The sequence below is a fragment of the Stenotrophomonas sp. YJH_SMC_10 genome (genome assembly GCF_059371555.1).
Genome location: NZ_JCAFUS010000005.1, coordinates 188,435 through 211,713, shown reverse-complemented (window position 1 = coordinate 211,713; position 23,279 = coordinate 188,435). Strand labels below are relative to the sequence as shown.

Annotated in this window: 23 protein-coding genes and 1 pseudogene; 16 read left to right on the top strand and 8 right to left on the bottom strand. The window is 64.4% G+C overall.

Features of this window, described 5'->3' with window-relative positions:
* The first annotated feature begins 189 nt into the window (after positions 1 to 189).
* The gene (locus AC5P9C_RS09650) at positions 190 to 630 is read left to right on the top strand and encodes a DUF2231 domain-containing protein (RefSeq protein ID WP_049468885.1); all 441 of its coding nucleotides are present in this window, start codon (positions 190 to 192) and stop codon (positions 628 to 630) included.
* Complete coding sequence (locus AC5P9C_RS09645; protein ID WP_343542090.1) at positions 623 to 1,933, top strand: PQQ-dependent sugar dehydrogenase; 1,311 nt, start codon at positions 623 to 625, stop codon at positions 1,931 to 1,933. The genes AC5P9C_RS09650 and AC5P9C_RS09645 overlap by 8 nt, the downstream gene beginning before the upstream one ends.
* Before the next feature lie 157 nt (positions 1,934 to 2,090).
* On the opposite strand, the gene AC5P9C_RS09640 is transcribed toward AC5P9C_RS09645, so the two are convergent.
* Positions 2,091 to 2,741: an exopolysaccharide biosynthesis protein gene (locus tag AC5P9C_RS09640; RefSeq protein WP_057494367.1), complete on the bottom strand. Its 651-nt coding sequence runs from the start codon at positions 2,739 to 2,741 to the stop codon at positions 2,091 to 2,093.
* Between the two features lie 149 nt (positions 2,742 to 2,890).
* Here AC5P9C_RS09640 and yidA point away from each other — a divergent pair, with 149 nt between their 5' ends.
* From yidA to AC5P9C_RS09620, 4 genes are all read left to right on the top strand, one after another.
* Positions 2,891 to 3,724 (top strand): sugar-phosphatase, encoded by an 834-nt coding sequence (gene yidA / locus AC5P9C_RS09635; protein WP_312580660.1) that lies wholly within the window; start codon positions 2,891 to 2,893, stop codon positions 3,722 to 3,724.
* 355 nt (positions 3,725 to 4,079) lie between these two features.
* The gene (locus AC5P9C_RS09630) at positions 4,080 to 6,398 is read left to right on the top strand and encodes a TonB-dependent receptor (RefSeq protein ID WP_414615027.1); all 2,319 of its coding nucleotides are present in this window, start codon (positions 4,080 to 4,082) and stop codon (positions 6,396 to 6,398) included.
* A gap of 144 nt (positions 6,399 to 6,542) precedes the next feature.
* Positions 6,543 to 6,932, top strand: a complete 390-nt coding sequence (locus AC5P9C_RS09625; RefSeq protein WP_064239426.1) for a hypothetical protein — start codon at positions 6,543 to 6,545, stop codon at positions 6,930 to 6,932.
* A 93-nt stretch (positions 6,933 to 7,025) separates the two neighbouring features.
* Positions 7,026 to 7,460 (top strand): NUDIX hydrolase, encoded by a 435-nt coding sequence (locus AC5P9C_RS09620; RefSeq protein WP_032958800.1) that lies wholly within the window; start codon positions 7,026 to 7,028, stop codon positions 7,458 to 7,460.
* A gap of 25 nt (positions 7,461 to 7,485) precedes the next feature.
* Here the strand turns inward: AC5P9C_RS09620 and AC5P9C_RS09615 are convergent, their stop codons facing one another.
* Positions 7,486 to 8,991, bottom strand: coding sequence for a YifB family Mg chelatase-like AAA ATPase (locus tag AC5P9C_RS09615; protein ID WP_343542767.1), 1,506 nt, complete (start codon positions 8,989 to 8,991; stop codon positions 7,486 to 7,488).
* A gap of 451 nt (positions 8,992 to 9,442) precedes the next feature.
* Between AC5P9C_RS09615 and AC5P9C_RS09610 the strand changes: the two genes are divergently transcribed.
* On the top strand, positions 9,443 to 10,348 hold the full coding sequence (locus AC5P9C_RS09610) for an Abi family protein (protein ID WP_074725767.1): 906 nt from the start codon (positions 9,443 to 9,445) through the stop codon (positions 10,346 to 10,348).
* Between the two features lie 62 nt (positions 10,349 to 10,410).
* Here AC5P9C_RS09610 and AC5P9C_RS09605 read toward each other — a convergent pair whose 3' ends face one another.
* Positions 10,411 to 10,899, bottom strand: a complete 489-nt coding sequence (locus tag AC5P9C_RS09605) for a cold-shock protein (RefSeq protein WP_343542764.1) — start codon at positions 10,897 to 10,899, stop codon at positions 10,411 to 10,413.
* 45 nt (positions 10,900 to 10,944) lie between these two features.
* Entirely contained in the window at positions 10,945 to 11,301 is a 357-nt protein-coding gene (locus tag AC5P9C_RS09600) for a hypothetical protein (RefSeq protein ID WP_182068537.1), read from the bottom strand.
* 642 nt (positions 11,302 to 11,943) lie between these two features.
* Between AC5P9C_RS09600 and AC5P9C_RS09595 the strand changes: the two are divergent.
* The 5 genes and pseudogenes from AC5P9C_RS09595 to AC5P9C_RS09575 all read left to right on the top strand — a co-directional run bounded on the left by AC5P9C_RS09595 (position 11,944) and on the right by AC5P9C_RS09575 (position 15,494).
* Positions 11,944 to 12,545, top strand: a pseudogene (locus AC5P9C_RS09595) (DUF998 domain-containing protein).
* Between the two features lie 398 nt (positions 12,546 to 12,943).
* On the top strand, positions 12,944 to 13,720 hold the full coding sequence (locus AC5P9C_RS09590) for a hypothetical protein (RefSeq protein ID WP_414615025.1): 777 nt from the start codon (positions 12,944 to 12,946) through the stop codon (positions 13,718 to 13,720).
* Positions 13,721 to 14,020: 300 nt separating this feature from the next.
* Entirely contained in the window at positions 14,021 to 14,509 is a 489-nt protein-coding gene (locus AC5P9C_RS09585; RefSeq protein ID WP_182068539.1) for a hypothetical protein, read from the top strand.
* A 39-nt stretch (positions 14,510 to 14,548) separates the two neighbouring features.
* A complete protein-coding gene (locus AC5P9C_RS09580; protein ID WP_182068540.1) occupies positions 14,549 to 14,914 on the top strand; it encodes a hypothetical protein in 366 nt (121 codons plus the stop codon).
* Between the two features lie 145 nt (positions 14,915 to 15,059).
* Complete coding sequence (locus AC5P9C_RS09575) at positions 15,060 to 15,494, top strand: DUF4279 domain-containing protein (RefSeq protein WP_182068541.1); 435 nt, start codon at positions 15,060 to 15,062, stop codon at positions 15,492 to 15,494.
* 4 nt (positions 15,495 to 15,498) lie between these two features.
* Here AC5P9C_RS09575 and arr read toward each other — a convergent pair whose 3' ends face one another.
* Positions 15,499 to 15,933 carry an NAD(+)--rifampin ADP-ribosyltransferase gene (arr, locus tag AC5P9C_RS09570; protein WP_197639598.1) on the bottom strand — a complete coding sequence of 145 codons (435 nt, stop codon included), beginning with the start codon at positions 15,931 to 15,933 and terminating at the stop codon, positions 15,499 to 15,501.
* 126 nt (positions 15,934 to 16,059) lie between these two features.
* A complete protein-coding gene (gene ubiK / locus AC5P9C_RS09565; protein WP_005419983.1) occupies positions 16,060 to 16,311 on the bottom strand; it encodes a ubiquinone biosynthesis accessory factor UbiK in 252 nt (83 codons plus the stop codon).
* Between the two features lie 155 nt (positions 16,312 to 16,466).
* On the opposite strand from ubiK, the gene AC5P9C_RS09560 reads away from it, so the two are divergent.
* Entirely contained in the window at positions 16,467 to 16,805 is a 339-nt protein-coding gene (locus AC5P9C_RS09560; protein WP_005411374.1) for a P-II family nitrogen regulator, read from the top strand.
* Positions 16,806 to 17,051: 246 nt separating this feature from the next.
* Here AC5P9C_RS09560 and AC5P9C_RS09555 read toward each other — a convergent pair whose 3' ends face one another.
* On the bottom strand, positions 17,052 to 17,711 hold the full coding sequence (locus tag AC5P9C_RS09555; RefSeq protein WP_057494345.1) for an RIO1 family regulatory kinase/ATPase domain-containing protein: 660 nt from the start codon (positions 17,709 to 17,711) through the stop codon (positions 17,052 to 17,054).
* Positions 17,712 to 18,147: 436 nt separating this feature from the next.
* On the opposite strand from AC5P9C_RS09555, the gene AC5P9C_RS09550 reads away from it, so the two are divergent.
* On the top strand, positions 18,148 to 19,053 hold the full coding sequence (locus AC5P9C_RS09550) for an aspartyl/asparaginyl beta-hydroxylase domain-containing protein (RefSeq protein WP_032954620.1): 906 nt from the start codon (positions 18,148 to 18,150) through the stop codon (positions 19,051 to 19,053).
* An 86-nt stretch (positions 19,054 to 19,139) separates the two neighbouring features.
* Here AC5P9C_RS09550 and speE read toward each other — a convergent pair whose 3' ends face one another.
* Positions 19,140 to 19,994, bottom strand: a complete 855-nt coding sequence (gene speE / locus AC5P9C_RS09545) for a polyamine aminopropyltransferase (RefSeq protein WP_049471480.1) — start codon at positions 19,992 to 19,994, stop codon at positions 19,140 to 19,142.
* A gap of 191 nt (positions 19,995 to 20,185) precedes the next feature.
* Here speE and speA point away from each other — a divergent pair, with 191 nt between their 5' ends.
* Together speA and AC5P9C_RS09535 are read left to right on the top strand one after the other, a co-directional pair.
* Positions 20,186 to 22,075, top strand: a complete 1,890-nt coding sequence (gene speA, locus AC5P9C_RS09540; protein WP_049471482.1) for an arginine decarboxylase — start codon at positions 20,186 to 20,188, stop codon at positions 22,073 to 22,075.
* Positions 22,076 to 22,119: 44 nt separating this feature from the next.
* Positions 22,120 to 22,440, top strand: a complete 321-nt coding sequence (locus AC5P9C_RS09535; RefSeq protein ID WP_005411369.1) for a DUF6122 family protein — start codon at positions 22,120 to 22,122, stop codon at positions 22,438 to 22,440.
* The last annotated feature ends 839 nt before the right edge of the window (positions 22,441 to 23,279 follow it).

Here is a 23,279-nt window from a genome sequence, read left to right as displayed (position 1 = left end):
GCAGAAGTGCGAATTTCGTCACAGACACTTATGAGGCGCGGCAATGACGACGGCTGCGGTCGGCATATGGGGAGGCAAACCTTCTGGCACCTGCATCCAAGCAGGGCGTGTATCCACCGCGTCTCGGCGCGGCCCTCACACCCGGCTGTGCTACTACAACCCGTGCACCCTTCCGCACGGAGCACGATGATGGTCAATCCGCTCGCCCAGGCCCATCGCGGCCTTGGCACCACGCTGTTCAGCCTGTTGAACCCGATACCCTTCGGCTTCTTCGTCGGTGCACTGATCTTCGACGCGATCTATCTCAACAGCGCCGAGGTGATGTGGGGCAAGGCCGCCGCCTGGCTGATCACGTTCGGCCTGCTGATCGCCGTCGTGCCGCGCCTGATCAACCTGTTCGCGGTCTGGCGCCGCAACGGCACGGCCACCCGCATCGACCGCATCGACTTCTTCCTGAACCTGGTCGCGGTGGTGCTGGCCATCTGGAACGCCTTCGTGCACAGCCGTGATGCGTACGCCGTTGCGGTGCCGGGCACGATTCTGTCGGCGCTGACCGTGGCCCTGATCGCGCTGGGCCTGATCCTGCTGTCGCTGCAGCCGCCGGTGCTGCAGGGAGGTCGTCATGGCTAAGCACATCCTGCCCACCGTGGCCGCGCTGGCACTGGCCGTCACCCTCTCGGCCTGCGCCGGCAAGGCCGAATACCATCCGGCCGACCAGTCGGGACCGCAGCCGCCACTGCCCAAGCCGGCCAACTTCCTGATGCCGCCGATGCAGGTGCCCAAGGGCGTGGGCTGGGCCGACGGCCAGTCGCCCACGGTGGCCGAAGGCCTGAAGATCGAGCGCATCGCCGCCAACCTGCAGCACCCGCGCCGGCTGCTGACCCTGCCCAACGGCGATGTACTGGTGGTGGAAGGCAACGGCCCCGGCGAAGAGCCGGTCACCACGCCCAAGCAGTGGATTGCCGGCAAGGTGAAGGCGCGCTCGGGCAAGGCCGGCAAGGGCGGCAACCGGGTCACCCTGCTGCGCCGCTCGCCGGGCACGAACACCTGGACCCAGCACGTCTACATCGAAGGCCTGCACTCGCCGTTCGGCATCCAGCTGATCGGCGACACGCTGTACGTGGCCAACACCGGCAACATCATGCAGTACCACTACGTGCCCGGCGAAACCCGCATGTCCGACAAGGGACGCGAGTTCACCGACCTGCCCAGCACCATCAACCACCACTGGACCAAGGAACTGCTGGCCAGCCGCGATGGCCGCAAGCTGTACGTGGGCGTGGGGTCCAACAGCAACATCACCGAGAACGGCTTGGCCGTTGAATACCGCCGCGCGGTCGTGCTGGAAGTGGACGTGGCCACCCGCGGCAGCCGCATCTTTGCGTCGGGCATCCGCAACCCGACCGGACTGGACTGGGAGCCGAGCACCGGCACGCTGTGGGCGGTGGCGAACGAACGCGACGAGATCGGCGCCGACCTGGTGCCGGATTACCTCACCTCGGTGAAGGAAGATGGCTTCTACGGCTGGCCCTACAGCTACTACGGCCAGCACGTGGACGAGCGCGTGCAGCCGCAGCGACCGGACCTGGTGGCCAAGGCGATCGTGCCGGACTACGCCATCGGCTCGCACGTGGCACCGCTGGGCCTGCTGTTCTACACCGGCCAGGCACTGCCGGCGCAGTACCACGGCGGCGCCTTCATCGGCGAACACGGCAGCTGGGACCGCTCGCCACTGAGTGGCTACGAAGTGGTCTACGTACCGTTCAAGGACGGCAAGCCGACCGGGCGGCCGCAGACCGTGGTCAGCGGCTTCACTTCGAAGGACGAGAAGACCCTGATGGGCGCACCGGTCGGCATGGCCATGGATGCCGAGGGCGCGCTGCTGGTGGCCGACGACGTGGGCGACGTGGTGTGGCGGGTCTCAGCCAAGTAGCTGTGTAGCGTTGAGCCATGGCCGAAGGACATCCGGTAGAGTCGACTGTCAGTCGACTCGCGCGCGCAGCGCGTGCTTTTCCTGTGAGCAGCGAAGAGCAGTCGACTAACAGTCGACTCTACCCTGTCGACTCCCCCCGTCGGCTTAACCACCGGGTTCAGCGTGCCCGGAACCCACTGAACACCGATTCGGCGGCAAATCCCACGCCGCCCAGCAGCACGCCGAAATACACCACCGTGGCCACCACGAAGCCGTACCCGGCCGCCACCGCCGCGCCATCGCGCTGGATGAAGCCAATCGCAAACGACATCAGCGCCAACGCCGGCAGCGTGTTGCTGAAGGGAATCGGCCCGGCCGGCGCCATCAACAGCAGGGTCGCAAACACCAGCATCAGGTTGTTCAGGCGCATCATCTTCTTCGAGCGCACCATCACCGCCAGCCGCATCGGCCGCGACAGCCGCTCCATGCGGTGCACCCACTTCAGCGCACGGCCCAGGTTGGCCTTCAGCTTGTCGGTGGCGATCTCGCGGCGCGCCAGCTTCTGCGGCACCCACAGCGGGCGGTCGCGCACACGGCTCAGGCCGATCAGCAGGATCGAGGCGCCGAACACCGTGCTCAGCCCGGGAATCGACACCGGGATGATGAAGATGGCCGAGAGCAGGATCACGATCAGCAGCAGGCCCTCATCGCCCAGCGCGCTGAGCAGGGTGCCGACGCGCACCTGGTCGCCGGGCAGCTCCTCGATCATCTGCTCGATCTGCTGGGCCAGGGGCGCGCTGTCGTTGGTTTCGGGGGCACGGTAGGTCATGCGTCGCAAGGTTCTCCAGGGAAGGGCGGTCAACGGGCCGTCCTGCGGTGGGGGACGCACAGGCTCCTGCAGTATCCCGGCCAACGTGGGCAAAGAGGTGAACCGGGCATGAGGGGGTAAACTGGCGTGCCCCGCACGAGTTGAACGCAATGGACATGGGCCGCAGGCAATCGACCATCGAACTGGTCGCCATCGACATGGATGGCACGCTGCTGGACCCGTCGCACCAGCTCACCCCCCGCGCCCGGAAGGCCATCGCGCAGGCGCGGGCGCTGGGCGTGCACATCGTGCTGACCAGTGGCCGCCCGGTTCCGGGCCTGGCGCCGTACCTGCACGAGCTCGGCATCACCGGCAACGACGACTACTGCATCGCCTGCAATGGCGGCCTGGTGCAGCGCATCGGCACGCGCGAAACCGTGGTCGCGTATCCGCTCAGCTTCGACGACTTCCTGTTCTGCGAGCAGGTCGCCCGCGACCTGGGCGTGCACTTCCAGGCGCTGGACAGCCAGCGCATGTACACGCCCAACCAGGACATCAGCTACTACACCGTGGCCGACTCGCATCTTTCGCGGATGCCGCTGTCGTATCGCCGCGTGGAAGACATGGACCCGTCGATGTCCTTCATCAAGCTGATGATGATCGACGAACCTGAGGTGCTGGATGCCGCCATCGCGCGCCTGCCCAGCGCGCTGACCGAGCGCTTCGCGGTACTGAAGAGCGCACCGTTCTTCCTGGAAGTGTTCGACCACCGCGCCGGCAAGGGGCCGAGCCTGCAGACGCTGGCCGAGCACCTGGGCATCGACCGCGCCAACGTGATGGCCATCGGTGACCAGGAAAACGACCTGACCATGCTGCAGTACGCCGGCACCAGCGTGGCGATGGGCAATGCCATCGATGCGGTGAAGGCAGTTGCTCGATTTGAAACCACCAGCAATGCCGACGAAGGCGTGGCGCGCGCGATCGAGCATTTCGTCCTGCAGTAACCACGCGTCCCTATGCCCTGGTAGGTGCCAACCTTGGTTGGCACACGAGCGCCGACCAAGGTCGGCCCCCGCCACGCCGGGGCTATACCCACGTATAGCCCACCCATCCCCACCGCCATTGGCGCTGTACCACGGTGCAATGGCGAATGCGGCAGTGCGATGCAAGAATTCCGCACGTCGAAATCACCCCACCGAATCCCACGGCAGATGATCGTCTTCGTCTGCCACTGACCGGCACGCACCGCGCCGTCACGCCTTCAACGCAACCGCATCGCCAGCCAGGCGCCGACACCGGTGCTGCAACGCGCTGGGCGTGCGCCTGCGCCGCTCTCTCCCTGCACCTGGATCTACTGCCATGAACACCCCACCCACGACGCGCCTCGCCCTGGCCATCATCGCGGCCACCACCGCACCTGCGTACGCCGCAGACACGCACGACGCCACGCTCGACACGCCCACCACGCTCAACGCCCTGCAGGTCATCGCCACGCCGCGCGGTGCGGCCGTGGCACCGACCCAGGTGGTCGGCCCCAACCGCTATATCATCAAGGCCGAAGACCTCGACGCGATGGTCACCGGCAACAACGGCCTGGCTATGCTGAAACAGGTGCCCGGTGCCAGCTACACCGCCACCGACGGGCTGGGCCTGGATATCTCGGCCACCAGCCTGTTCGTGCGCGGCTTCCGCATGAATGAAATGGGCATCACCTTCGAAGGCGTGCCGCTGAACGACAACGGCTTCCTCTCGCTCACCGGCACCAGTGTGGTGAACGTGGGCGTGCCCGATGGCATCGGCGCGATCACGGTCAGCCCCGGTGGCGCACCGGTCAGCGTGTTCTCCAGCAGCGTCAACGGCGGCAGCCTGGAATACCGGCTGCGCGACCTGCAGGACACGCCCGGCCTGCGCGTGAAGCAGGGCGTGGGCAGCAACAGCACGTTGGTCACCACCGTATCCGGGCAGAGCGGCCAGCTCGGCGAGCATGGCCCGAAAGTGCTGGTCGACCTGCAACGCGTGTCCGCCGACAAGTACCAGGGTGAGGGCACGCAGAACTTCCTGCGCGGTGACCTGAAGCTGCAGCAGGATGTGGCGTGGGGCGATTTCACCGTGTTCGTCTCCGACAGCAAGGCCCAGGTCTGGGGCTACAACAACATCTCCTTCGACATGATCCGCAAGCTGGGCTGGAAGGCCGACATCTTCTATCCGGACTATGCGTGGGCGTATTACGTGGCCTCGCCGGAGAACGCAGACAAATCCTGCGGCGCCTACACCTGTGGTGAACTGTCCGGGCTGATTCCGTACGACACCGGCCAGAGCACCCGCGACCGGGTGTCCTCGATCAACCATCGCTTCCAGATCAGCCCGTCGCTGAGCGGCAACGTGCAGCTGTACAACGCCAACAGCCACACCCAGGCCACGCTCACCGACCCGAACGTGCCATCGCCCAACGGCGCGCCGTTCTCCGAACAGGTGCAGACCCCGCGCCTCAACCGGCTGGGCGGCATGCTCAACCTGCAGTTCGAGTCCGGCGCGCACACCTTCACCGCCGGTTTCTGGCAGGAGAAGAGCAAGGCCGCAGCCAAGACCGAGTGGTACCAGCAGCCGCTGCTGGGCGAGGGCCCGCCGCTGAAGGCCATCGGCCCGTTCGATGTGTACGGCCCCGCGTTCAAGACCGACAACGCATCGAGCTGGGTGACCCGCTCGCGCCAGTTGTACCTGCAGGACGACATCGTGTTGAACGACACGCTGAAGCTGGGCGTTGGATTCAAAGCCGTGGACTTCCGCACCAGCGGCGGCGGCCTCGGCGATGCCAAGGACCGGCCGGTGAACGGCACGCTGCGCGCGAAAAGCAACTTCCTGCCGCATGTCTCGCTGTTCTGGAGCCCGACCGAATCCACCGATGCCTTCATCGACCTGGCCAACACCATGAACGGCTACCGCGTCGCCCAGCGCGGCAACATCGGCTACACCGCCTCTGCGTGGACCATCACCGACCAGGAAGAGTTCGACCGCGTGGCCGGCACGCTGCGCCCGGAGAAGAACTGGAACCTGACCGTCGGCGCCTCGCATCGCGTCGACCGGCTGACGATCACCGGCGACGTGTTCTACAACGACATCCGCAACCGCCTGCTGTCGGCCGCCATCGGCACCCAGTTCGCGCAGATCAACACCGTGCGGCTGATGCCGAAGATGCACGTGTTCGGCGCCGACCTCGGCATCACCGCCGACCTGACCGACCACCTGCAGTTCTACCAGGGCGTGGCCGTGGCCCGTTCGTACTACGACAGCGATTTCGTGGTGGGCGACACGGTGTACCCGATCAAGGGCAACGCGCAGCCGGGCTACCCGCAGATCTCGCTGGTCAGCGACCTGTCGGCGCATTTCGGTGACTGGCGTTTGGGGGCCACCAGCACCTCGTACCTGCGCCAGCCCTTCACCTACGAGAACGACATCCGCGTGCCGACGTTCTGGCAGGTCAACACCTATGCCGCCTACCGCTTCGGTGCCGACAGCGCCGTGCCCGGCCTGGAGCTGCGGCTGGACGTGAGCAACCTGTTCAACCGCCACAACATCGGCACCGCCACCATCGCCGGCTCGTCGTTCTCGGGGGATTACCAGACCCTGCAGCGCAGCGCGCCACGGCAGCTGATGTTCAGCACCTCGATGGCGTTCTGAGGCGACGAGGGTGGGGGCAGAGCCCCTCCGTGATCGGGGTCAGAGCCCTTTGCGCAGCAAAGGGCTCTGACCCCCAAAACCCGCCTAGAAACCCGCCTTGCGCAAACAACAGGGGTTTTCTGGCAGCGACGCAAGGTTCCCACAATGTTGCTGGGTCATCCTGTTGGCATGGCACAGCACACCCCGCCAACCCGATTGCTCGGCATCGGCGGCCCACGACGGCCGCGGCAGGCGCTTTCCGTGGCGCCGGCGATCGACTTGCAGGGCGAATACCAGTTCTGGCAGGTCTACGAACGCGTGGTCCGCCCGCTGCCCGGCGGTGGGCTGCGCCGGGCCTGGCTGGTGTGCCAGAAGGTGTACCGGGACCGCCTGCGGTTCCCGCATGACACCCGTGAAGCCGCGCTGGCGCGTGTGCTTTTCGGTAGCAACAGCACGCCCGAGCGCGCAGCCGAACTGCAGGACCTCTTCGGCCTTGTCAGCCGCCGCATGGCGTCCGTTGCCGTCCGGCGACAAGCGCCCACGCCGGGAAAGTGAATCACTGGCCAGGAATCGACACGCGTTGATGGCTTTATCTCGGTCCGCCTGCTTTTGGCCTATTCTGGGGCGGGCCGGTAAGGACGGGAAACGATGGAAATCAGACGATCTGCACGCCTTGTGATCGTTGCTGAGGATGCGGTGCTGCTGTTCCGGTATCACGATGAACACCACGCTCCCTTCTGGGCTACACCGGGTGGGGAGCTTCTGCCCGGGGAGGGATATGCGGACGCCGCACGGCGTGAGCTTAGGGAGGAGACGGGATTGGATCTGCCGATAGGCGTGCGGCTGGAAAAGCGCGATGCCGTCTACGCGGTCGCCCGATCAACGCCCGCGCGATGGCTGGAAGAGTATTTTCTGGTCCGCAGCCCCAACCAGCCCGACATCCAGCGTGACGGATGGACGGAGGAGGAAAATGCCACGATCAGGGCGTGGAAATGGTGGCGCGTAGAAGAGATGAGAGAACAGCCTGCTTCCCTGTTCAAGCCGGAATGGCTGCCGGATCTTTTTGAACGTGTGCCCGCATGACGCGGCCTGATTCTGCCCGCTGCAATTACGTGCTCGCCTTCCCGCGGTCCAACTGCCGGTAGCCAATGGCCTCGGCCAGATGCGCCGTCTGGATCGTTTCGCAACCCGCCAGATCGGCAATCGTGCGCGCCACCCGCAGAATCCGGTGCATCGCCCGCGCCGACAGCTGCAGGCGCTCGATGGCCTGTTCCAGCATGTCCTGATCTGCCTCGCTCAGTCGGGTACAGGCCCGCAGTGCCGCCGGCGGCAGATGCGCGTTGAGCCCGCCACGCACCTGCTGCTTGGCATGGGCGGCTTCCACCCGTGCACGTACCGCAGCACTGGGCTCCCCCAGCGGCGTGCTCTCCCGCAACTCCACTGCGTCCATGCGCGCCACACTGATATGCAGGTCGATACGGTCCAGCAGCGGACCAGACACCCGCGCACGGTAACGGTTGATACGCTCGTCGCTGCACAGGCAGCGGTTGCTGCGGTCACCGGCCCAGCCGCAGGGGCAGGGATTCATCGCGGCCACGAGCTGAAAGCGCGCGGGATACTGCACGCTGCGTGCCGCGCGGGCGATGCGGATGTGGCCAGATTCCAGCGGCTCGCGCAGGGTCTCCAGCGCGCTGCGGTTCCACTCCGGAAGCTCGTCCAGGAACAGCACGCCGTGATGGGCCAGCGAGATCTCGCCGGGGCAGGGCGGGTTGCCGCCGCCCACCAGCGCCGCCGCACTGGCACTGTGATGTGGCGCCCGAAAGGGCCGCTGCCGCCACCTTCTCGGGTCCAACCCTTCGCCACTCACTGACGCAATCGCGGCCAGCTGCAGCGCCTCAGTCTCTTCGGTATCCGGCAACAGGCTGGGCAGGCGCGAGGCCAGCAGTGTCTTGCCGCAGCCAGGACTGCCGATCAACAACAGATGGTGCCCACCCGCTGCGGCCACTTCCAACGCGCGTCGTGCGTGCGCCTGCCCGCGCACGTCGGCCAGATCGGGTAGCGGCAACGGCGTCATGTCCACGCGTTCCACGGGTGGCAACAGGCGCGGATTGCCCAACCCGGCGCAGCACTCCAGCAACGTACGCGCTACGCGTACATCGGCATGCTCGGCCAGTGCGGCTTCTGCGGCATTCCCCGGCGGCACCACCAGAATGCGTCCGGCGTCTGCCGCCGCAATTGCCGCCGGCAGCGCTCCGGCCACCGGCCGCAGCTCGCCGGTCAGTCCAAGCTCACCCAGGAACTCGTACTGCAGCAGCGATTGCGGATCGACCTGGCCGCTGGCCGCCAGAATGCCCAGCGCGATGGCCAGGTCGTAACGCCCGCCTTCCTTGGGCAAGTCGGCGGGCGCGAGGTTCAAGGTGATGCGCCGCTGCGGAAAGTCGAAGCGCGCGCAGAGCAGGGCGGCACGCACGCGCTCGCGGGACTCGCGCACGCTGGTCTCGGCCAGGCCGACAATTTGGGTGGCAGGCAGGCCGCCAGAGAGGTGCACTTCCACCCGCACCAGTGGGGCATCGACCCCGGCGCGGGCACGGCTGTGGACCAGCGCCAAGCTCATGTGTGGTTTCCTGCGGAGGGGCGCTTGATGATGCGGCAGGTGCTCTTCGAGGGCTATCGGAAGTTGCTGGTGAATGGACTAGGAGGATTCTGGCAGTCAATTGATCCGTTGAAGTTTGGCTTCTAGCTCCCGGGCGGCTGGTCTCTGCAATTGAGTGACGGAATTCGACCGGCATCAAGTGGAGCAACGCCGAGGAATAGGCGTTGCGGCTCGCCCGGGCCGGCCTTTCACCTCACTGGATCTGCGCCCGCGAGACTGCGGAAATCCTAGACAATTCCCTATGAAGTGCTTTTCGTACAGGTATTTACATTTCACGGAACTACACACATTATCTTGAAGGTAAGCAAAAGGGGCGCTAAAATTCACCCAACACACCCGCCAAGCCTCTGACGCGCTAGTTCGCGACATGCTCAAATTGGCGGGTTTTTTTTGTCCGCTGATTGGAGTCAGGATGACTCACTACCGTAAACCACCCCTGTCGATTCAGGAGCAGTTGGATCTCCTCCAGCAGCGCGGGCTTGCCATCGGCGACGTCGCCAACGCCAATCGCTATCTGCAGCGTGTTGGCTACTACCGCCTCATGGGCTATCTCTACACACAGCGTGTGTCCGGTAGCGACAGCTTCCGAGCTCAAGCGACATTCGAAGAAGCGGTCAGTCTCTATGAATTCGATAGGGCCCTTCGAGACCTGGTAATGGAGGCCGTTGGCCATATCGAGGTCGCAACGCGGACCGTGCTCACGTACCACTTTGCCCATGCCTATGGCGCCTTCGGCCATTTGGAGCCGCGCAATCTGGCATTCACCGGACAAGAGTATGCGGATTGGCTCGGCGGCGTCGAAAGTGAAGTGACGCGCTCCAAGGAGGCGTTTATTCGGCACTACAAGGACAAGTACGCCTCACCCGCATTCCCCAGAGTACCGATCTGGATGGCGACAGAAGTCATGTCGCTCGGCTCGCTTTCTCGTTTCTACAAAGCGCTGCGCTCCAGAGAACAGAAGGCTGTTGCGGGGGAGATGCTGCTGGCCGCGCCAGTCTTCGCAAACTGGCTGCATGTCACCAGCGTGGCGCGAAACGTCGTTGCACACCACAGTAGGTTATGGAACAAGGAGCTCGGTGTTTCGGCAGTTCGCCCACGGTCGGCAGGATGGTCTGAGCGCGAGGCGCCATACGCACCGAATCGTTGCTTCTTTCTGTTGCTCCTGCTTCGCCGACTTTTGGAAGCGACGACCGCTGATTTCAGGGATTGGCGTGAACGTGTCGATACCCACCTCTCGGCTGGCCTGACGACCGAAGTCCGAACGAGAAGCATCGGGGCTGCGACTGGATGGCAGGACCATCGCCTTTGGCGCGGGTAAGTCTCAGGAGGCGCCGCTTCCTCCAGACATTTGTTGCGAATGGGCCGATTAGGGAGGGGCGGTCAATGGCGGCCCAGCCCCCCAGACAGACACCGCTGCTCATCAAGCACCAGCGCATTGAAGCGCCCAAACCGCGCCTCAACCCACGAAGGCCCCGCACTCTCCACCAGTATTCGCCCCTGGCTCTGGTGCAGATCCAGCCAACGCTCGAAGCTGATGCGCAGCCGTTCGATATCCGGTGCCCGCCAGCGGGCATCGGCAGGCATGCGGATCAACACACGCGACGGCGCGTTCTCCACCTCCATCACCAGCACGCCCTTGCAGCGGATCTCGAAGGACGTCGCCCCGGCATGGCGCGCTTGCAGTTCAAAGCCCTCGTGGGCCTTCGCGGTCACGAAGCCGAGCGCATCACTGTGCAGCAGGCGGTAATCGGCCGGCCGCAGCTTCTGGTAGGCCCACACCTGATCGCCCGCGGGCTCGGGCCACTTCACCCACATCGCGCCGATCACCGCGATGCACGCCGCTGCAGCGGCAAGGCCGTGCTTCTTCATTCGTCACCCCGCACACAGGCAGAAAAGTCAGCGCCATAAGCGCGCTCAGTCCTTGGGGCGCATCCGTTCGTGGATGAACGCCGTGAGTGCCATATCGGCCATCACCAGCCCCTCCATCACCCGATCGCCCACGTACTGCTCGGGCTCGCCGTTCTGGCGCGTGCGCTCGGCCGCCAGCAGGATCTCCTGCACGATGCGCTGGCCGGTGAGCGCGCAGTCGGCGTCGGACAACGCCATCTGCCGGCTGCGTAGATGGTGCCGCTCGGGCCAGGGCTGGCCGTCGGCCGCAGCGCCCGCGCCGATGGCGTGCAGGATGGCGATGAGGCTGTTGGGGGCCAGGGCCGCAGCGGCCGAGGGCGCTTGCTGGATCGGGCGCGGGGGAGGGGAGTGCGGCGTGGTCATGGCAGGCTCCGTGCATGCAGGCAGAAGCCGCCACCGATAAAGGTGGCGGGCAGAGCGTGGCTCGAAAACCGGATGTTGGGAACCGGCGGGTACAAGACCCCCACGCCCCGCCCGCCATAGCCGGCAGACGGATTGCCAGCCGGCACCACGCGCGGTGGTGCCGGCTGGCAAGCGCAAACTACTTCCCAACAAAACGGGCTTTCGAGTCCCGACCACCGATGCACGGTGGCGCAGTAACGATTACCTGCTGTTGTTCGGAATGCCAACGGGTAGGGGCAATGCCGCCAAAACCCGAGACGCTTTTGGCATTGTCGCATAGCACCGGAAGCGGCGAGAGCCTTGGCGTGCCAAGCGGAACGGCACTTCTGGAACGGAGTCGTCAGAACCTTCCGCCGGAGATGCAAGGCGCGGCAAATGCGACAGTACTCGCCCATCGGACATGTGTGATCGCCCATGCAACCGAACCGCTGCGACACCCGCTAGTTGGTTTAGATGACTTCTTGCCTATTGAACCTATCGAGCGCCACGCGCAATCTGACTACTGCTGTAGTCAATCAAGATCGTCCTGCCCGCAGTAGGAAGGTTCTGCAGTGTTCGATTGGATTCCACCCACTGGCGCAGGCCAAACAAGGACCACTGCACGTGTCACGCCGCAGCCGACTGCTTCTCTGCGCGGGTCTGGTCCCGCTTCCGTGGTTCCTGTTCTGGACCAGCGTTGCCGCCGTGTTCGCGCCGGGCTACAACGCGCTCGCACAGCACGCCAGCGAGCTGCTGCAGGCGCCGACGCTCGCAAGCATCTGCGCCAGGATCGCCGCCATCGGCTCTGGCGTAGGCTTCGTGGCGTTCTCCATCGGGTATGGAGGGAGTCCGGCCGCCGGATTGCAGTAGGTGCAATCTGCTGGTTGGTCTTTGGCATTTCCATGCTGACCAACGGGCTCTGGCCCATGGGCCATCCGATGCACGGCTTCTACACCATCGGTATCGCAAACATCATTGCACCGGCGATGTCGAACATCGAATTGAGCGCATGGTCTGCCAACCGAAGGGCGTACTCCGTGACTGCTGCGGTGAGCGTCGCGAGCATCGTCTATCTCTGGTTGAACGTGGTGGGAGCGGACCCGGAGGGGTTCAGGGGGCTGACGCAGCGCCTGTTCTCGTCGATCAACTCGCTGTGGCCGTTCCTGGTTGCGTTGTATCTGGTGCGCAGGGGTTCAAGCGCGCTGAAGGCGCGGCCGACGTATTGATCGGTAGGCGTGCAGGCACATGGACGACCATTGAGCGTGTGGGGTTGAGAAGGGATGAGGATTTTTCGCCGTCAGCTGATCTACGTTCAAGTGCACCAGGATCACTTCATTGCGCGCGTGGTGGGTGGAGACAGAGCCATCTGTCGCCAGTGTCATGCTCCTGGCAATCGCGCGGGTCCGATCAAGGACTTCTCCGTTTTCCGGCCTCAACTGAAGGATATCTTCTCGGAAATCACGCCCGGGTTTTCACTTGAAAAGCCATGGGCGATTCTGCACTTTGACCCGATTGAATACACTAAAGCGTCCTTCGGGGCGCTTGTAATTTCGGGGGCGTCGTCTAGCATCTCGTTAAAGGCGGACGGCTCCGTCGTCGCTCAATTCAAGCGTTAGGCACACAAATGACTTCTCACCATCCTGAAACCTGTGCCGTTATTTTCGATCCGGTGAGCAGCCGGCTTATTGAAGTTCGAAATACCGTGCTAATCAATCAAATTACCCGGGATGCCGAGATGATCGCCGCGTCGTTTGATGCCCTGCATCACGACAACATGCGGGCAATTAGCAAGCAGTTCGCCCACTGTTTCGGACTGCTCACCTCGGGGATGATCAGAGCTTCGCAAGAGAAAGATGATCTGAGAGTTGCGTGTGCCGAGCTTCTATCGAACGCTCTGAACTCCATCGCCGCTGCGGCGTACCTCCTGCGGGGCGGCTTCGTCTTACAACCGGGCCCAGTCATCCGCTCATCGATAGAGTCTTTGGCGGTTGTGCTTCATCTGATCCAGTTCCAAGACGACTTGAAGGCGCATAGAGAGCATGCGTTCGAGTCCACGCGAGCGATTGCCAGCGCCAAGAAGGTGTTTCCTCCATTCGGAAGAATGTACGGCCTGCTAAGCAATGAGTTCACTCACGTTGGAAGGTTGCACAAACAGTTCACTGCGATCCGTGCGTACGAAAAAGGCTACGAGCCTTTGGATCTAAACATGCAGTTCATAACTAGCGCAGTGTGGATGTGCTACGTGACATGTGAGCTGGCGTTCTTGGATACGGTTGCAACACCACGCTATTGGGAAGAAGTTCCGGCGCCCTCTGACGAGCAGGTCGCCTATGCGTACAACCCGGGCGCCGCCGAAAAAGCCTGGATGGAAACGTTTCTGGGGCTGGTGGGGGCGCCCTAGCAATGCGCTCAAGCCGACGCCGCTTCGCGGCGCGGCATAATTCTGACGTTGAACGACCGTTTCTGGCCGGGAGCGGACATCGGATCACGCATGGCAATTCCTGTGGATCAGTGGCCGGCCAGCGACGTGGATTTCGCGGGGCTTCTGATCCTATGCTTGGATCTGGCCATGCGCCGGCTTGATGGCCGAACCCAGCCACCCTAGGATCGCGCTGTATCAGGGGAAAGTACGCCACATGGTGCTTTGTGGGCAGGGCGTATGACCGGATCCAAGGGTCCATCCATCAGGGAGTCAGGTCCCATGAGAAACATGACAGTGCTCCTACTCGTGCTTGCGATTGCCAGCCCAACTGCAGTCGCGGCGGATCGCCCTTCCGCACAGGCCGTGCTCAATCGCGTTGCCAACGAAGGGGGGCGCAAGGTGCTTTGGGATCTGTGGCAGCACGAGCGAGAGTTTGGGCAGGTCACCGCTGGCATCGAGTCAGGCGATCCTGCATGGCTTGAGGTTGCGGCTGCGCTAAAGCCGTTTTCAGATGCGGGCGCCTCGCTATCCATCAATTACGCGGTAGCCCGTGCATTGCCCAAAGCGCCTGAGCGGGTCTTGGCATTGATCGCACGGGGATTCAAGGTCGAAGATATCTGCACATCGCCGTTCATCGAGCCAGATCCGGGAGTCGCGGAGGCGTATGAACGACGTACGCTTGCAGCACTTTCACGGATGAAGGGCGCAGCGCTTGGGGCCGTTGCCGCAGAATGCGCGGCGCAGGTCCGGCTTCCGGATGGGGCTTGATGATTTGCACGGCTGGGCTTTTGGGGGACGATGCGGGGAATGAAGATGTTTCGCCGGCAATTGTTCTACGTTCAAGTGCATCAGGATCACTTCATCGCTCGCTTGGTTGGTGGTGACAGAACCATTCGTCGCCAGTGCCACGCCCTTGGCAATCGTGCGGGGCCGGTCAGGGACTTCTCCACCATCCGACCTAAGCTGAAGGAACTCTTCTCGGAACTCGCGTCCGGGTTCTCACTCCTCAAGCCGTGGGCGCTCCTGCACTTTGATCCGGTCGAGTATCCGATCACGAAGGAAGAGCTCGCGGGGTTCCAGACGGTTGCCATGCGTAGTGGGGTGAGCTTCTGCTTTCTCTCCACGTGGGAGCAGCGGCATGAAGACAGGGACTTGTTGGAAATGTTCAAGTAGAGACCGGCCAGCTCTCCGTTTGAGCCCAAGCCGATTACCCCGGTTCGGCCTATTCTCAAGCTGCTTTCGTCCGGTTCCGGCTGGAATTTGACATCAACGAGGCCTACGCACTGGAATACATTCCGAAAAGCACAACTGGATTCGCATGGCAGCATTCGATCATTCCCTGGTAACCCTCCGATTCTTCGGAGACGACCTCCTGCCCGAAGAGATCAGTGCCTTGCTCGGGGCGACCCCAACCGCATCGCATCACAAGGGCCAGGAATTCAGAGGCAACCCATCAGGCACCGTGCGTATCGCCAGGACTGGCAGCTGGCAACTTGATGCGGAGCGTCGTGAGCCTGAAGATCTGGACGCTCAGATCTTCGAAATCCTCGATCAGCTCACCGGCGATCTCGCCGTATGGCAGTCTCTGGCACGCTTCCGACCTGATCTGTTCTGCGGTCTTTTCATGGGCAGCAGCAACGGTGGTGTCTCGCTTTCGCCTCGCGCGCTGCTCGCCTTGGGTGAGCGCGGCATTGAGCTCGGGCTGGACATCTATGAAGCCGATGAAGAGGTGCGGGACGCCCAACGCCAGTAGGTCATCAATTGATGATCTCCCCACTCCCCGAAGCAACAAACGCCTTCAACTGCCGAACGAACTCCGCGTCGTAGAGCTCCCACTCCACAATCTCCCCAACCACCCGCAACGGCTGCGCACTCCGATACGACCGCGTCGGGTTGCCGGGAAACTTCTTGTTGGTCACGTTCGGGTCGTCCTCAAACGGCCCGGTCGGCTCCACCACATACACGCGCGGTCGCCCTTCACCCCGTGCCATCTCCGCAGCCAGCCCGGCGCCCTTGGCAATCGTGGTGAAGTAGACGTGGTTCATCACCACGCTGTCGCGATAGTTGGAGCGGAAGCCCGCGCTCAGCAGCTCGCCCACCGCCAGATCAGCGCGGGTGCCGTGATAGAACGGCCCGGCGACCTGGTCGCAGGTGTCATGCGAAACGGGTGTCCAATCGGTGTCCTGCGCCATCGGCACTGCCCCTGCGTGTCCTGCCGGATCGACAGGCCGGCGAGTCTAGGGCGTCCGGTGGGCCTTGCTGCAAGGCCCCATCCGGGAAATAATCTGTAAACGGGAGGCGCGGTGCGCCTCCTTTTTTCATTCTGCGGCGCCGCGCCCTTCCAGCTCGCGCACGGCCGTTTCCAGCGCATCCAGCTTTTGGCGGGTCTTCAGCAACACGGCGCGCTGCACTTCGAACTCCTCGCGGGTGACCAGGTCCAGCTTGGCCAGGCCGGCCTGCAGCGCGCTCTTGAAGGTGGCCTGCAGTTCCTCGCGCGATTCGCGCAGGCCCGGGGGCACCAGGTCGCTGAGGCGACGGGCGAGGTCATCGATTTGATTCAGGTCGATCATGGGGTGCTCCGTGGGGGTGGGCCCGTGCATCCGGCGCGGGCAGGCCAGTCGGGCACAAGGATACTGCCGGCACCCACTGCCCGGACAGGCGGCAGCGGCTTCGCACGGGCCGCGTTCAGGCGCTATCCTCCACGCCGGAAGACAGGAGATAGATGATGAAGATGGTCATGGCGGTGATCAAGCCGTTCAAGCTCGACGACGTGCGCGAAGCGCTGGCCGAGCGTGGGGTTACCGGGATCACGGTGACGGAAGTGAAGGGCTTTGGTCGCCAGAAGGGCCATACCGAGCTGTACCGTGGCGCGGAGTATGTGGTCGATTTCCTGCCGAAGGTGAAGCTGGAAGTGGCGGTGACCGATGACCAGGTTGAGGCGGTGGTTGAGGCCATCGTGAAGGCCGCCGGCACCGGCAAGATTGGTGACGGCAAGGTGTTCGTGTACGACCTGGGCAGCGTGGTGCGCATCCGTACCGGCGAGTTGGACGCGGACGCGTTGTAAGCGCGCCACGGTCTGCCGGCACACGACAGGGATGCCGGAATGCGACGAGGTAGAGTCGACTGTTAGTCGACTTGCGCGCGTAGCGCGGGGTTTTCCGGCTTCGGAACGAAGAGCAGTCGACTAACAGTCGACTCTACCTGGTCGGGCGCGCGCTGCCGCCGAGGCATCATCCCCGTCGGGGCGTCCAGCCCCAACGACGTTGTCCCATCCCATCGCGCGATCAATCGCGCCCGAAAGACGCAGCGCTTACCGGCGCTTGGCCCACTTATAGAACCGCTTCCAGCCCTGCCGCACCGCGGCGACCCAGCCCGGGTCGGCCACCAGTGCGGCCTGCGCGGCACTGGGCGCCTGGCCGGTCACGCGCTGGCGGATCTTCAGCAGGTTCTTCATGTCGCTGCGGCGCATCTGCCGGCTCAGTGGATTGCGGCGCAGCCAGCGAGGCGCGCGCCAGGCCGAGGTGAAGTCCAGCAGCACCGGTACGCCACCGCTGACCACCACGTTGGTGCCGTGCAGGTCGTTGTGGGTGATGCCGGCGGCGTGCAGGCGGCTGAGCGCGTGCTGCAGCTGCTCGAACACGTCATTGCCGACGGCCTGCGCGGTGCTCAGGGTCTGGCCGGGGATGAACTCCATGCCCAGCGCCAGGCCACCGAGGGTGCCGAGCAGCGCGGGGGCATGCTTCCAGCCGCCGAGGCGCTGCAGCATGCGTGCTTCACGGCGCACCATCAGTCGCGCGATCAGCGAAACGGGAGTGCCGCGGTAGCGGGAATAGTCCTTGATGACCGCCTCGCGCCCGTCCAGGCAGGTGCGGTAGACGTCTGGGGCCAGGAAACGCTCGCCGCGCTTGAGCAGCAGCGGGGAGGTGGCGCCATCGGCGCAGGAGGAGGGGGGCAGGGCAGGAAGATACATGTCGGGGTCTCGGACGACCCGGTGGGTGGCGCAATGCGTCAAGCGAACCGGTGTTACAAGGACTTACTAAGTTTTCGTTAATTTTAGTACTCGCCAGTTCGCTATTCCACGATTTGTCAGAGAAATGTCGGGGTCGTGGCTGGAACAGTTCGTCACGCAGAATCGGACAATTCTGTCTCACTTATAAGGTTTGCCCCGCTGGATCAATGAGTTGGGCGCACTTCCAGCCCATTCATCGGCGGCGCGCTGAACGCCATGCACGTCCGGCTTGACCCCGGCGCACGCCCTGCCGACCATAAGCTGTTAACCCGCGACATCGGCGGCCGCCCCCCTCCGGCACGTCCCCGTCCCCTGCCGCGTTCCCCACCGGTGCTGGCCGCCAGGCCGTGCATCGCCCCGTTTCCCGTTCCGGCCGCGGCTGGAGGAAAGTGCTTTGATCATCAAAATCGTCATTGCAGCGCTGTTCGTGGCCTGCGTGCTGTACATCCACTTCCGTGGCAAGGTCCGCGCGCGCTGGTCGCGCCAGCTGCTGGACCATTCCAGTTTCATGGCCCCGATCAACGTGGTCATGTACATGTTCTCGAAGGTGCCGACCACGCCGTTCCTGGACCCGGGCAAGGAGTTCCCGCAGCTGGAGCCGCTGCGCCAGAACTGGCAGATGATCCGCGACGAGGCGCTGGCGCTGCGCGACGCGCAGAAGATCGCTGCCTCCAGCACGTTCAACGATGCCGGCTTCAATTCGTTCTTCCGTCGTGGCTGGAAGCGCTTCTACCTGAAGTGGTACGGCCCGTCGCATCCGTCGGCGAAGACGCTGTGCCCGAAGACCACGGCGCTGATCGAGTCGATCCCGGACGTGCGTGCGGCGATGTTCGCGCAGCTGCCACCGGGCAGCGAGCTGCGCCCGCACCGCGACCCGTTCGCCGGCTCGCTGCGCCTGCACCTGGGCCTGAGCACGCCCAACGACGATGCCTGCTACATCGAAGTGGACGGCATCAAGAAGAGCTGGCGCGACGGCGAGTGGATGATGTTCGACGAGACCTACATCCACCATGCGCACAACGAGACGCAGCAGGACCGGGTGATCCTGTTCTGCGACATCGCCCGCCCGCTGCGCTTCGGCCTGCCGGGCCTGTTCAACCGCGCGGTGGCGGCCACGCTGCTGGCCGGTGGTGCATCGCCGAACCTGCCGGGTGACCCGACCGGCGGCGTCAACAAGGCCTTTGGCAGCGTCTACAAGGTGCGCCTAAAGGCCAAGGCGCTGCGCGAGCGCAGCGTGGTGGCCTACCAGCTGATCAAGTGGGGCCTGGTGGTGGCGGTGATCGCCGGTATCTGGGCGCTTTGATCGTTACATGCGGTTGCCGGCCAGCGGCCGGCACTACCGGAACATGAAAAAACCCGCGCTGTCGCCAGCGCGGGTTTTTGTTTGGATCAACCCTTCAATGCCGCCTGCACGAACGGCGGGGTCACCAGCACGCCGGTGTGCAGCGCGGCGGTGTAGTACAGGGTGTTGAAGGTCTTGGCGGCCGAGTCGGCCTGGCGGAAGTCGAAGCTGCTGTCGCCCTTGCGCGCCATGGTCACGCTCCACCAGCCGGTGGGGTAGCACGGCTGCGGGAACGGCAGGGTCTTGAACGAACCGAAGCCGGCCTTGCCCATTTCGGTGCGCATTTCGTTGATCAGTTCCAGCTGCATCAGCGGCGACTCGGACTGTTGCACCAGGATGCCGTCGTCCTTCAGGGCCTTGAAGCAGCTCTCGTAGAAGGCCTTGTTGAACAGGCCTTCGCCGGGGCCGACCGGGTCGGTCGAATCGACGATCACCACGTCCACGCTGCCGGCCGGGCAGTTGGCCATGTAGGCCACGCCGTCATCGAACAGCAGCTCGGCGCGGGCGTCATCGTTGGAGTCGCACAGTTCCGGGAAGTGCTTGCGCGCCATCACGGTGACCTGCTCGTCGATATCGCACTGGGTCACGCTCTCCACGCCGCTGTGCTTGAGCACTTCGCGCAGGGTGCCGCAGTCGCCGCCACCGATGATCACCACGCGCTTGGGCGCGGCGTGGGTGAACAGCACCGGGTGGCTGATCATCTCGTGGTAGAAGAAATTGTCCTTGCTGGTCAGCATGATGGCCCCGTCGATGGTCATCAGGTTGCCCCAGTCGGTGGTCTGGAAGATTTCGATCTTCTGGAACGGCGACTGCACCTCGTCCAGCTTGCCGGTGATGCGGTAGCCGATGGCCGAGCCGGTGCGCTCGAAGTGTTCGATGTACCAGTTGTTGCTGTCAGTCATGGGAAAACGGTCCTGTTCGGAGGGGTGGAGCCGGGCTGGCGGGCGGGGCCGCGTGGCACAGATGCCACATCCGGACGGATCGGCCCGTTCAGGTTGGAACCTGTCACGGGCGCGGGCGCGCATGATAACGAACCTGTGGGCATATAGGCGTTATCATGCCCCCCCTTTTATTGCCAACAAGGCCGACTGAAATGACCGATTGGTCCCTCGACCAAGCCCGCAAGACCTACTCGATCCCGCATTGGGCGGATGGTTACTTCGACGTGGATCAGGCCGGGCACATGGTGGTGAGACCGACCGGGGCGGACGGCCCGGTGGTATCGCTGCCCAAGGTGGTGGACGCTGCGCGCGCGGCCGGTGCCAAGCTGCCGCTGCTGGTGCGCTTCCCGGACATCCTCGGCCAGCGGCTGGGCAAGCTGCAGGCGGCCTTCGCCCAGGCCCAGCAGGACTGGGAGTACAGCGGCGGCTACACCGCCGTGTACCCGATCAAGGTCAACCAGACCCGCGGCGTGGCCGGCACCCTGGCCAGCCACCACGGCGAAGGCTTTGGCCTGGAAGCGGGCAGCAAGCCCGAGCTGATGGCCGTGCTGGCGCTGTCGCGCCCGGGTGGCCTGATCGTCTGCAACGGTTACAAGGACCGCGAGTACATACGCCTGGCCCTGATCGGCCGCAAGCTGGGCCTGCAGACCTTCATCGTCATCGAGAAGCCGTCCGAGCTGAAGCTGGTGCTGGAAGAGTCCAAGGCGCTGGACGTGAAGCCGGGCCTGGGCGTGCGCATGCGCCTGGCCTCGCTGGGCGCCGGCAAGTGGCAGAACAGCGGTGGCGACAAGGCCAAGTTCGGCCTGTCGCCGCGCCAGCTGCTGGACCTGTGGAAGTCGCTGCGTGATACCGAGTACGCCGACTGCCTGAACCTGCTGCACTTCCACATGGGCTCGCAGATCTCCAACGTGCGCGACATCGCCAACGGCATGCGCGAAGCCACCCGCTACTTCGTGGAGCTGTCGCGCCTGGGCGCGAAGATCACCCACGTCGATGTGGGCGGCGGCCTGGGCGTGGATTACGAAGGCACCCGTTCGCGCAGCTTCTGCTCGATCAACTACGGCCTGCATTCCTACGCCAGCAACATCGTGCAGCCGCTGGCCAATGCCTGCGAAGAGTTCGGCCTGACCCCGCCGCGCATCGTCACCGAGTGCGGCCGCGCAATGACCGCGCACCACGCGGTGCTGATCGCCAATGTGTCGGAAGTGGAAGAAGCGCAGGAAGGCCGCGTGCCGGACCAGCACGACGACGAGCCGGCCGCGATCCGCCACCTGCGTGAGATCCACGACGAGCTGGACGTGCGCCCGGCGGTGGAACTGTTCCAGGAGGCGCAGCATTTCCATGCCGAAGGCCTGGCCAGCTACGCGCTGGGCCAGATCGACCTGCCGCAGCGTGCGCGCATCGACGACCTGTTCTACGCCATCGCCCACGGCGTGCGTGCGCGCCTGAGCTACGACGAGAAGAGCCATCGCCCGGTGCTGGACGAACTGAACGAGCGCCTGGTCGACAAGTACTTCGTCAACTTCAGCGTGTTCGAATCGATTCCGGACGTGTGGGCGATCGACCAGGTGTTCCCGATCGTACCGATCGAGCGCTTGGACGAAGCTCCGGACCGTCGCGGCATCATCGCCGACATGACCTGCGACTCGGACGGCATGGTGGAAACCTATGTCGAGAACGAGAGCCTGGACAGCTCGCTGCCACTGCACAAGATGAAGCCGGGCGAGAGCTACCGCATCGGCTTCTTCATGGTCGGCGCCTACCAGGAAATCCTGGGCGACATCCACAACCTGTTCGGCGATACCGACGCGGTGGAAGTGCTGGCCGATGCCGATGGCTACGCCATCACCCAGCAGCGCCGCGGCGATACCACCGACGTGATGCTGGATTACGTGGGTTACCGCCTGGACGAACTGCGTGCGACCTATGCGCAGCGCGTGGCTGCGGCGCAGCTGTCGCCGGAACGCGCGCAGGAACTGTCGGACGCGCTGGAAGCCGGCCTGACCGGTTACACCTACCTGTCCGACGAACCGCTGGTGTGAGGTAAACGGGAACGCCGGGCATAGGCCCGGCGCTACCGGCCCCGATGAGCGCGCGCGCGATCTTCCACCTGTTCCTGCATGCCGCCGTGCCAGCGTTGCTGGCATGGCTGTTCTGGCGCAAGCGCTTTGCCTCGGCGTGGCTGCTGATGTTGCTGGGCTGGATCATCGATCTGGACCACCTGCTGGCCGATCCGATCTACGCGCCCAACCGTTGCAGCATCGGTTTCCATCCGCTGCACACTGCACCGGCGATTGCGGTCTATGCCGGGCTATGCGTGCCGAAGAAAACGCGGTTGTTCGGCATCGGTTTGATCATCCACATCGTGTTGGACGCGATTGATTGCTGGTGGATGCATCACCGTTGATGCTTGGTGTACGGCGACCGGTCGGATTGCCGCTTGGTAGAGCCGGCCGCTGGCCGGCTTCCGCTGGGTGTTCCCGATGATCACGTGGTTGCCGGCCAGCGGCCGGCACTACCCCACCGTTAGGTTGGCCAATGTCGACACCTACCGGGTGTACGGCGACCGGTAGGATTGGCGCCTGGTAGAGCCGGCCGCTGGCCGGCTTCCGCAGGGCGTTCCCGGCGACCACGTGTTTGCCGGCCAGCGGCCGGCACTACCCATCGTGAGGTTGGCCAATGTCGACACCTACCGGGTGTACGGCGACCGGTCGGATTGGGGCTTGGTAGAGCTGGCCGCTGGCCGGCTTCCGCAGGGCGTTCCGGGTGACCACGTGGTTGCCGGCCAGCGGCCGGCACTACCCATCGTGAGGTTGGCCAAGGTCGACGCCTACCGGGTGTACGGCGACCGGTAGGATTGCCGCTTGGTAGAGCCGGCCGCTGGCCGGCTTCCGCTGGGCGTTCCGTGTGATCACGTGGTTGCCGGCCAGCGGCCGGCACTACCCATCGTTGGGTTGGCCAATGTCGACACCTACCGGATGCACGGCGACCGGTCGGATTGGCGCTTGGTAGAGCCGGCCGCTGGCCGGCTTCCGCAGGGTGTTCCCGGTGATCACGTGTTTGCCGGCCAGCGGCCGGCACTACCCACCGTTGGGTTGGCCAATGTCGACACCTGCCGGGTGCACGGCGACCGGCCGGATTGGCGCTTGGTAGAGCCGGCCGCTGGCCGGCTTCCGCTGGGCGTTCCCGGTGACCACGTGGTTGCCGGCCAGCGGCCGGCACTACCCATCGTGAGGTTGGCCACTG

Excerpts from the sequence above, each read along its gene's own strand:
- AC5P9C_RS09575 (WP_182068541.1), top strand. The coding sequence starts at position 15,060 with ATGGCAGCATTCGATCATTCCCTGGTAACCCTCCGATTCTTCGGAGAC.
- AC5P9C_RS09620 (WP_032958800.1), top strand. The coding sequence starts at position 7,026 with ATGGAAATCAGACGATCTGCACGCCTTGTGATCGTTGCTGAGGATGCG.
- AC5P9C_RS09640 (WP_057494367.1), bottom strand. The coding sequence starts at position 2,741 with ATGACCTACCGTGCCCCCGAAACCAACGACAGCGCGCCCCTGGCCCAG.
- AC5P9C_RS09600 (WP_182068537.1), bottom strand. The coding sequence starts at position 11,301 with ATGACCACGCCGCACTCCCCTCCCCCGCGCCCGATCCAGCAAGCGCCC.
- AC5P9C_RS09615 (WP_343542767.1), bottom strand. The coding sequence starts at position 8,991 with ATGAGCTTGGCGCTGGTCCACAGCCGTGCCCGCGCCGGGGTCGATGCC.
- yidA (WP_312580660.1), top strand. The coding sequence starts at position 2,891 with ATGGACATGGGCCGCAGGCAATCGACCATCGAACTGGTCGCCATCGAC.
- AC5P9C_RS09535 (WP_005411369.1), top strand. The coding sequence starts at position 22,120 with ATGAGCGCGCGCGCGATCTTCCACCTGTTCCTGCATGCCGCCGTGCCA.
- AC5P9C_RS09585 (WP_182068539.1), top strand. The coding sequence starts at position 14,021 with ATGAGAAACATGACAGTGCTCCTACTCGTGCTTGCGATTGCCAGCCCA.
- AC5P9C_RS09580 (WP_182068540.1), top strand. The coding sequence starts at position 14,549 with ATGAAGATGTTTCGCCGGCAATTGTTCTACGTTCAAGTGCATCAGGAT.
- AC5P9C_RS09605 (WP_343542764.1), bottom strand. The coding sequence starts at position 10,899 with ATGAAGAAGCACGGCCTTGCCGCTGCAGCGGCGTGCATCGCGGTGATC.
- speE (WP_049471480.1), bottom strand. The coding sequence starts at position 19,994 with ATGACTGACAGCAACAACTGGTACATCGAACACTTCGAGCGCACCGGC.
- AC5P9C_RS09610 (WP_074725767.1), top strand. The coding sequence starts at position 9,443 with ATGACTCACTACCGTAAACCACCCCTGTCGATTCAGGAGCAGTTGGAT.
- speA (WP_049471482.1), top strand. The coding sequence starts at position 20,186 with ATGACCGATTGGTCCCTCGACCAAGCCCGCAAGACCTACTCGATCCCG.
- arr (WP_197639598.1), bottom strand. The coding sequence starts at position 15,933 with ATGGCGCAGGACACCGATTGGACACCCGTTTCGCATGACACCTGCGAC.
- AC5P9C_RS09650 (WP_049468885.1), top strand. The coding sequence starts at position 190 with ATGGTCAATCCGCTCGCCCAGGCCCATCGCGGCCTTGGCACCACGCTG.
- AC5P9C_RS09590 (WP_414615025.1), top strand. The coding sequence starts at position 12,944 with ATGACTTCTCACCATCCTGAAACCTGTGCCGTTATTTTCGATCCGGTG.
- AC5P9C_RS09645 (WP_343542090.1), top strand. The coding sequence starts at position 623 with ATGGCTAAGCACATCCTGCCCACCGTGGCCGCGCTGGCACTGGCCGTC.
- AC5P9C_RS09555 (WP_057494345.1), bottom strand. The coding sequence starts at position 17,711 with ATGTATCTTCCTGCCCTGCCCCCCTCCTCCTGCGCCGATGGCGCCACC.
- AC5P9C_RS09625 (WP_064239426.1), top strand. The coding sequence starts at position 6,543 with ATGTTGCTGGGTCATCCTGTTGGCATGGCACAGCACACCCCGCCAACC.
- AC5P9C_RS09630 (WP_414615027.1), top strand. The coding sequence starts at position 4,080 with ATGAACACCCCACCCACGACGCGCCTCGCCCTGGCCATCATCGCGGCC.
- ubiK (WP_005419983.1), bottom strand. The coding sequence starts at position 16,311 with ATGATCGACCTGAATCAAATCGATGACCTCGCCCGTCGCCTCAGCGAC.
- AC5P9C_RS09560 (WP_005411374.1), top strand. The coding sequence starts at position 16,467 with ATGAAGATGGTCATGGCGGTGATCAAGCCGTTCAAGCTCGACGACGTG.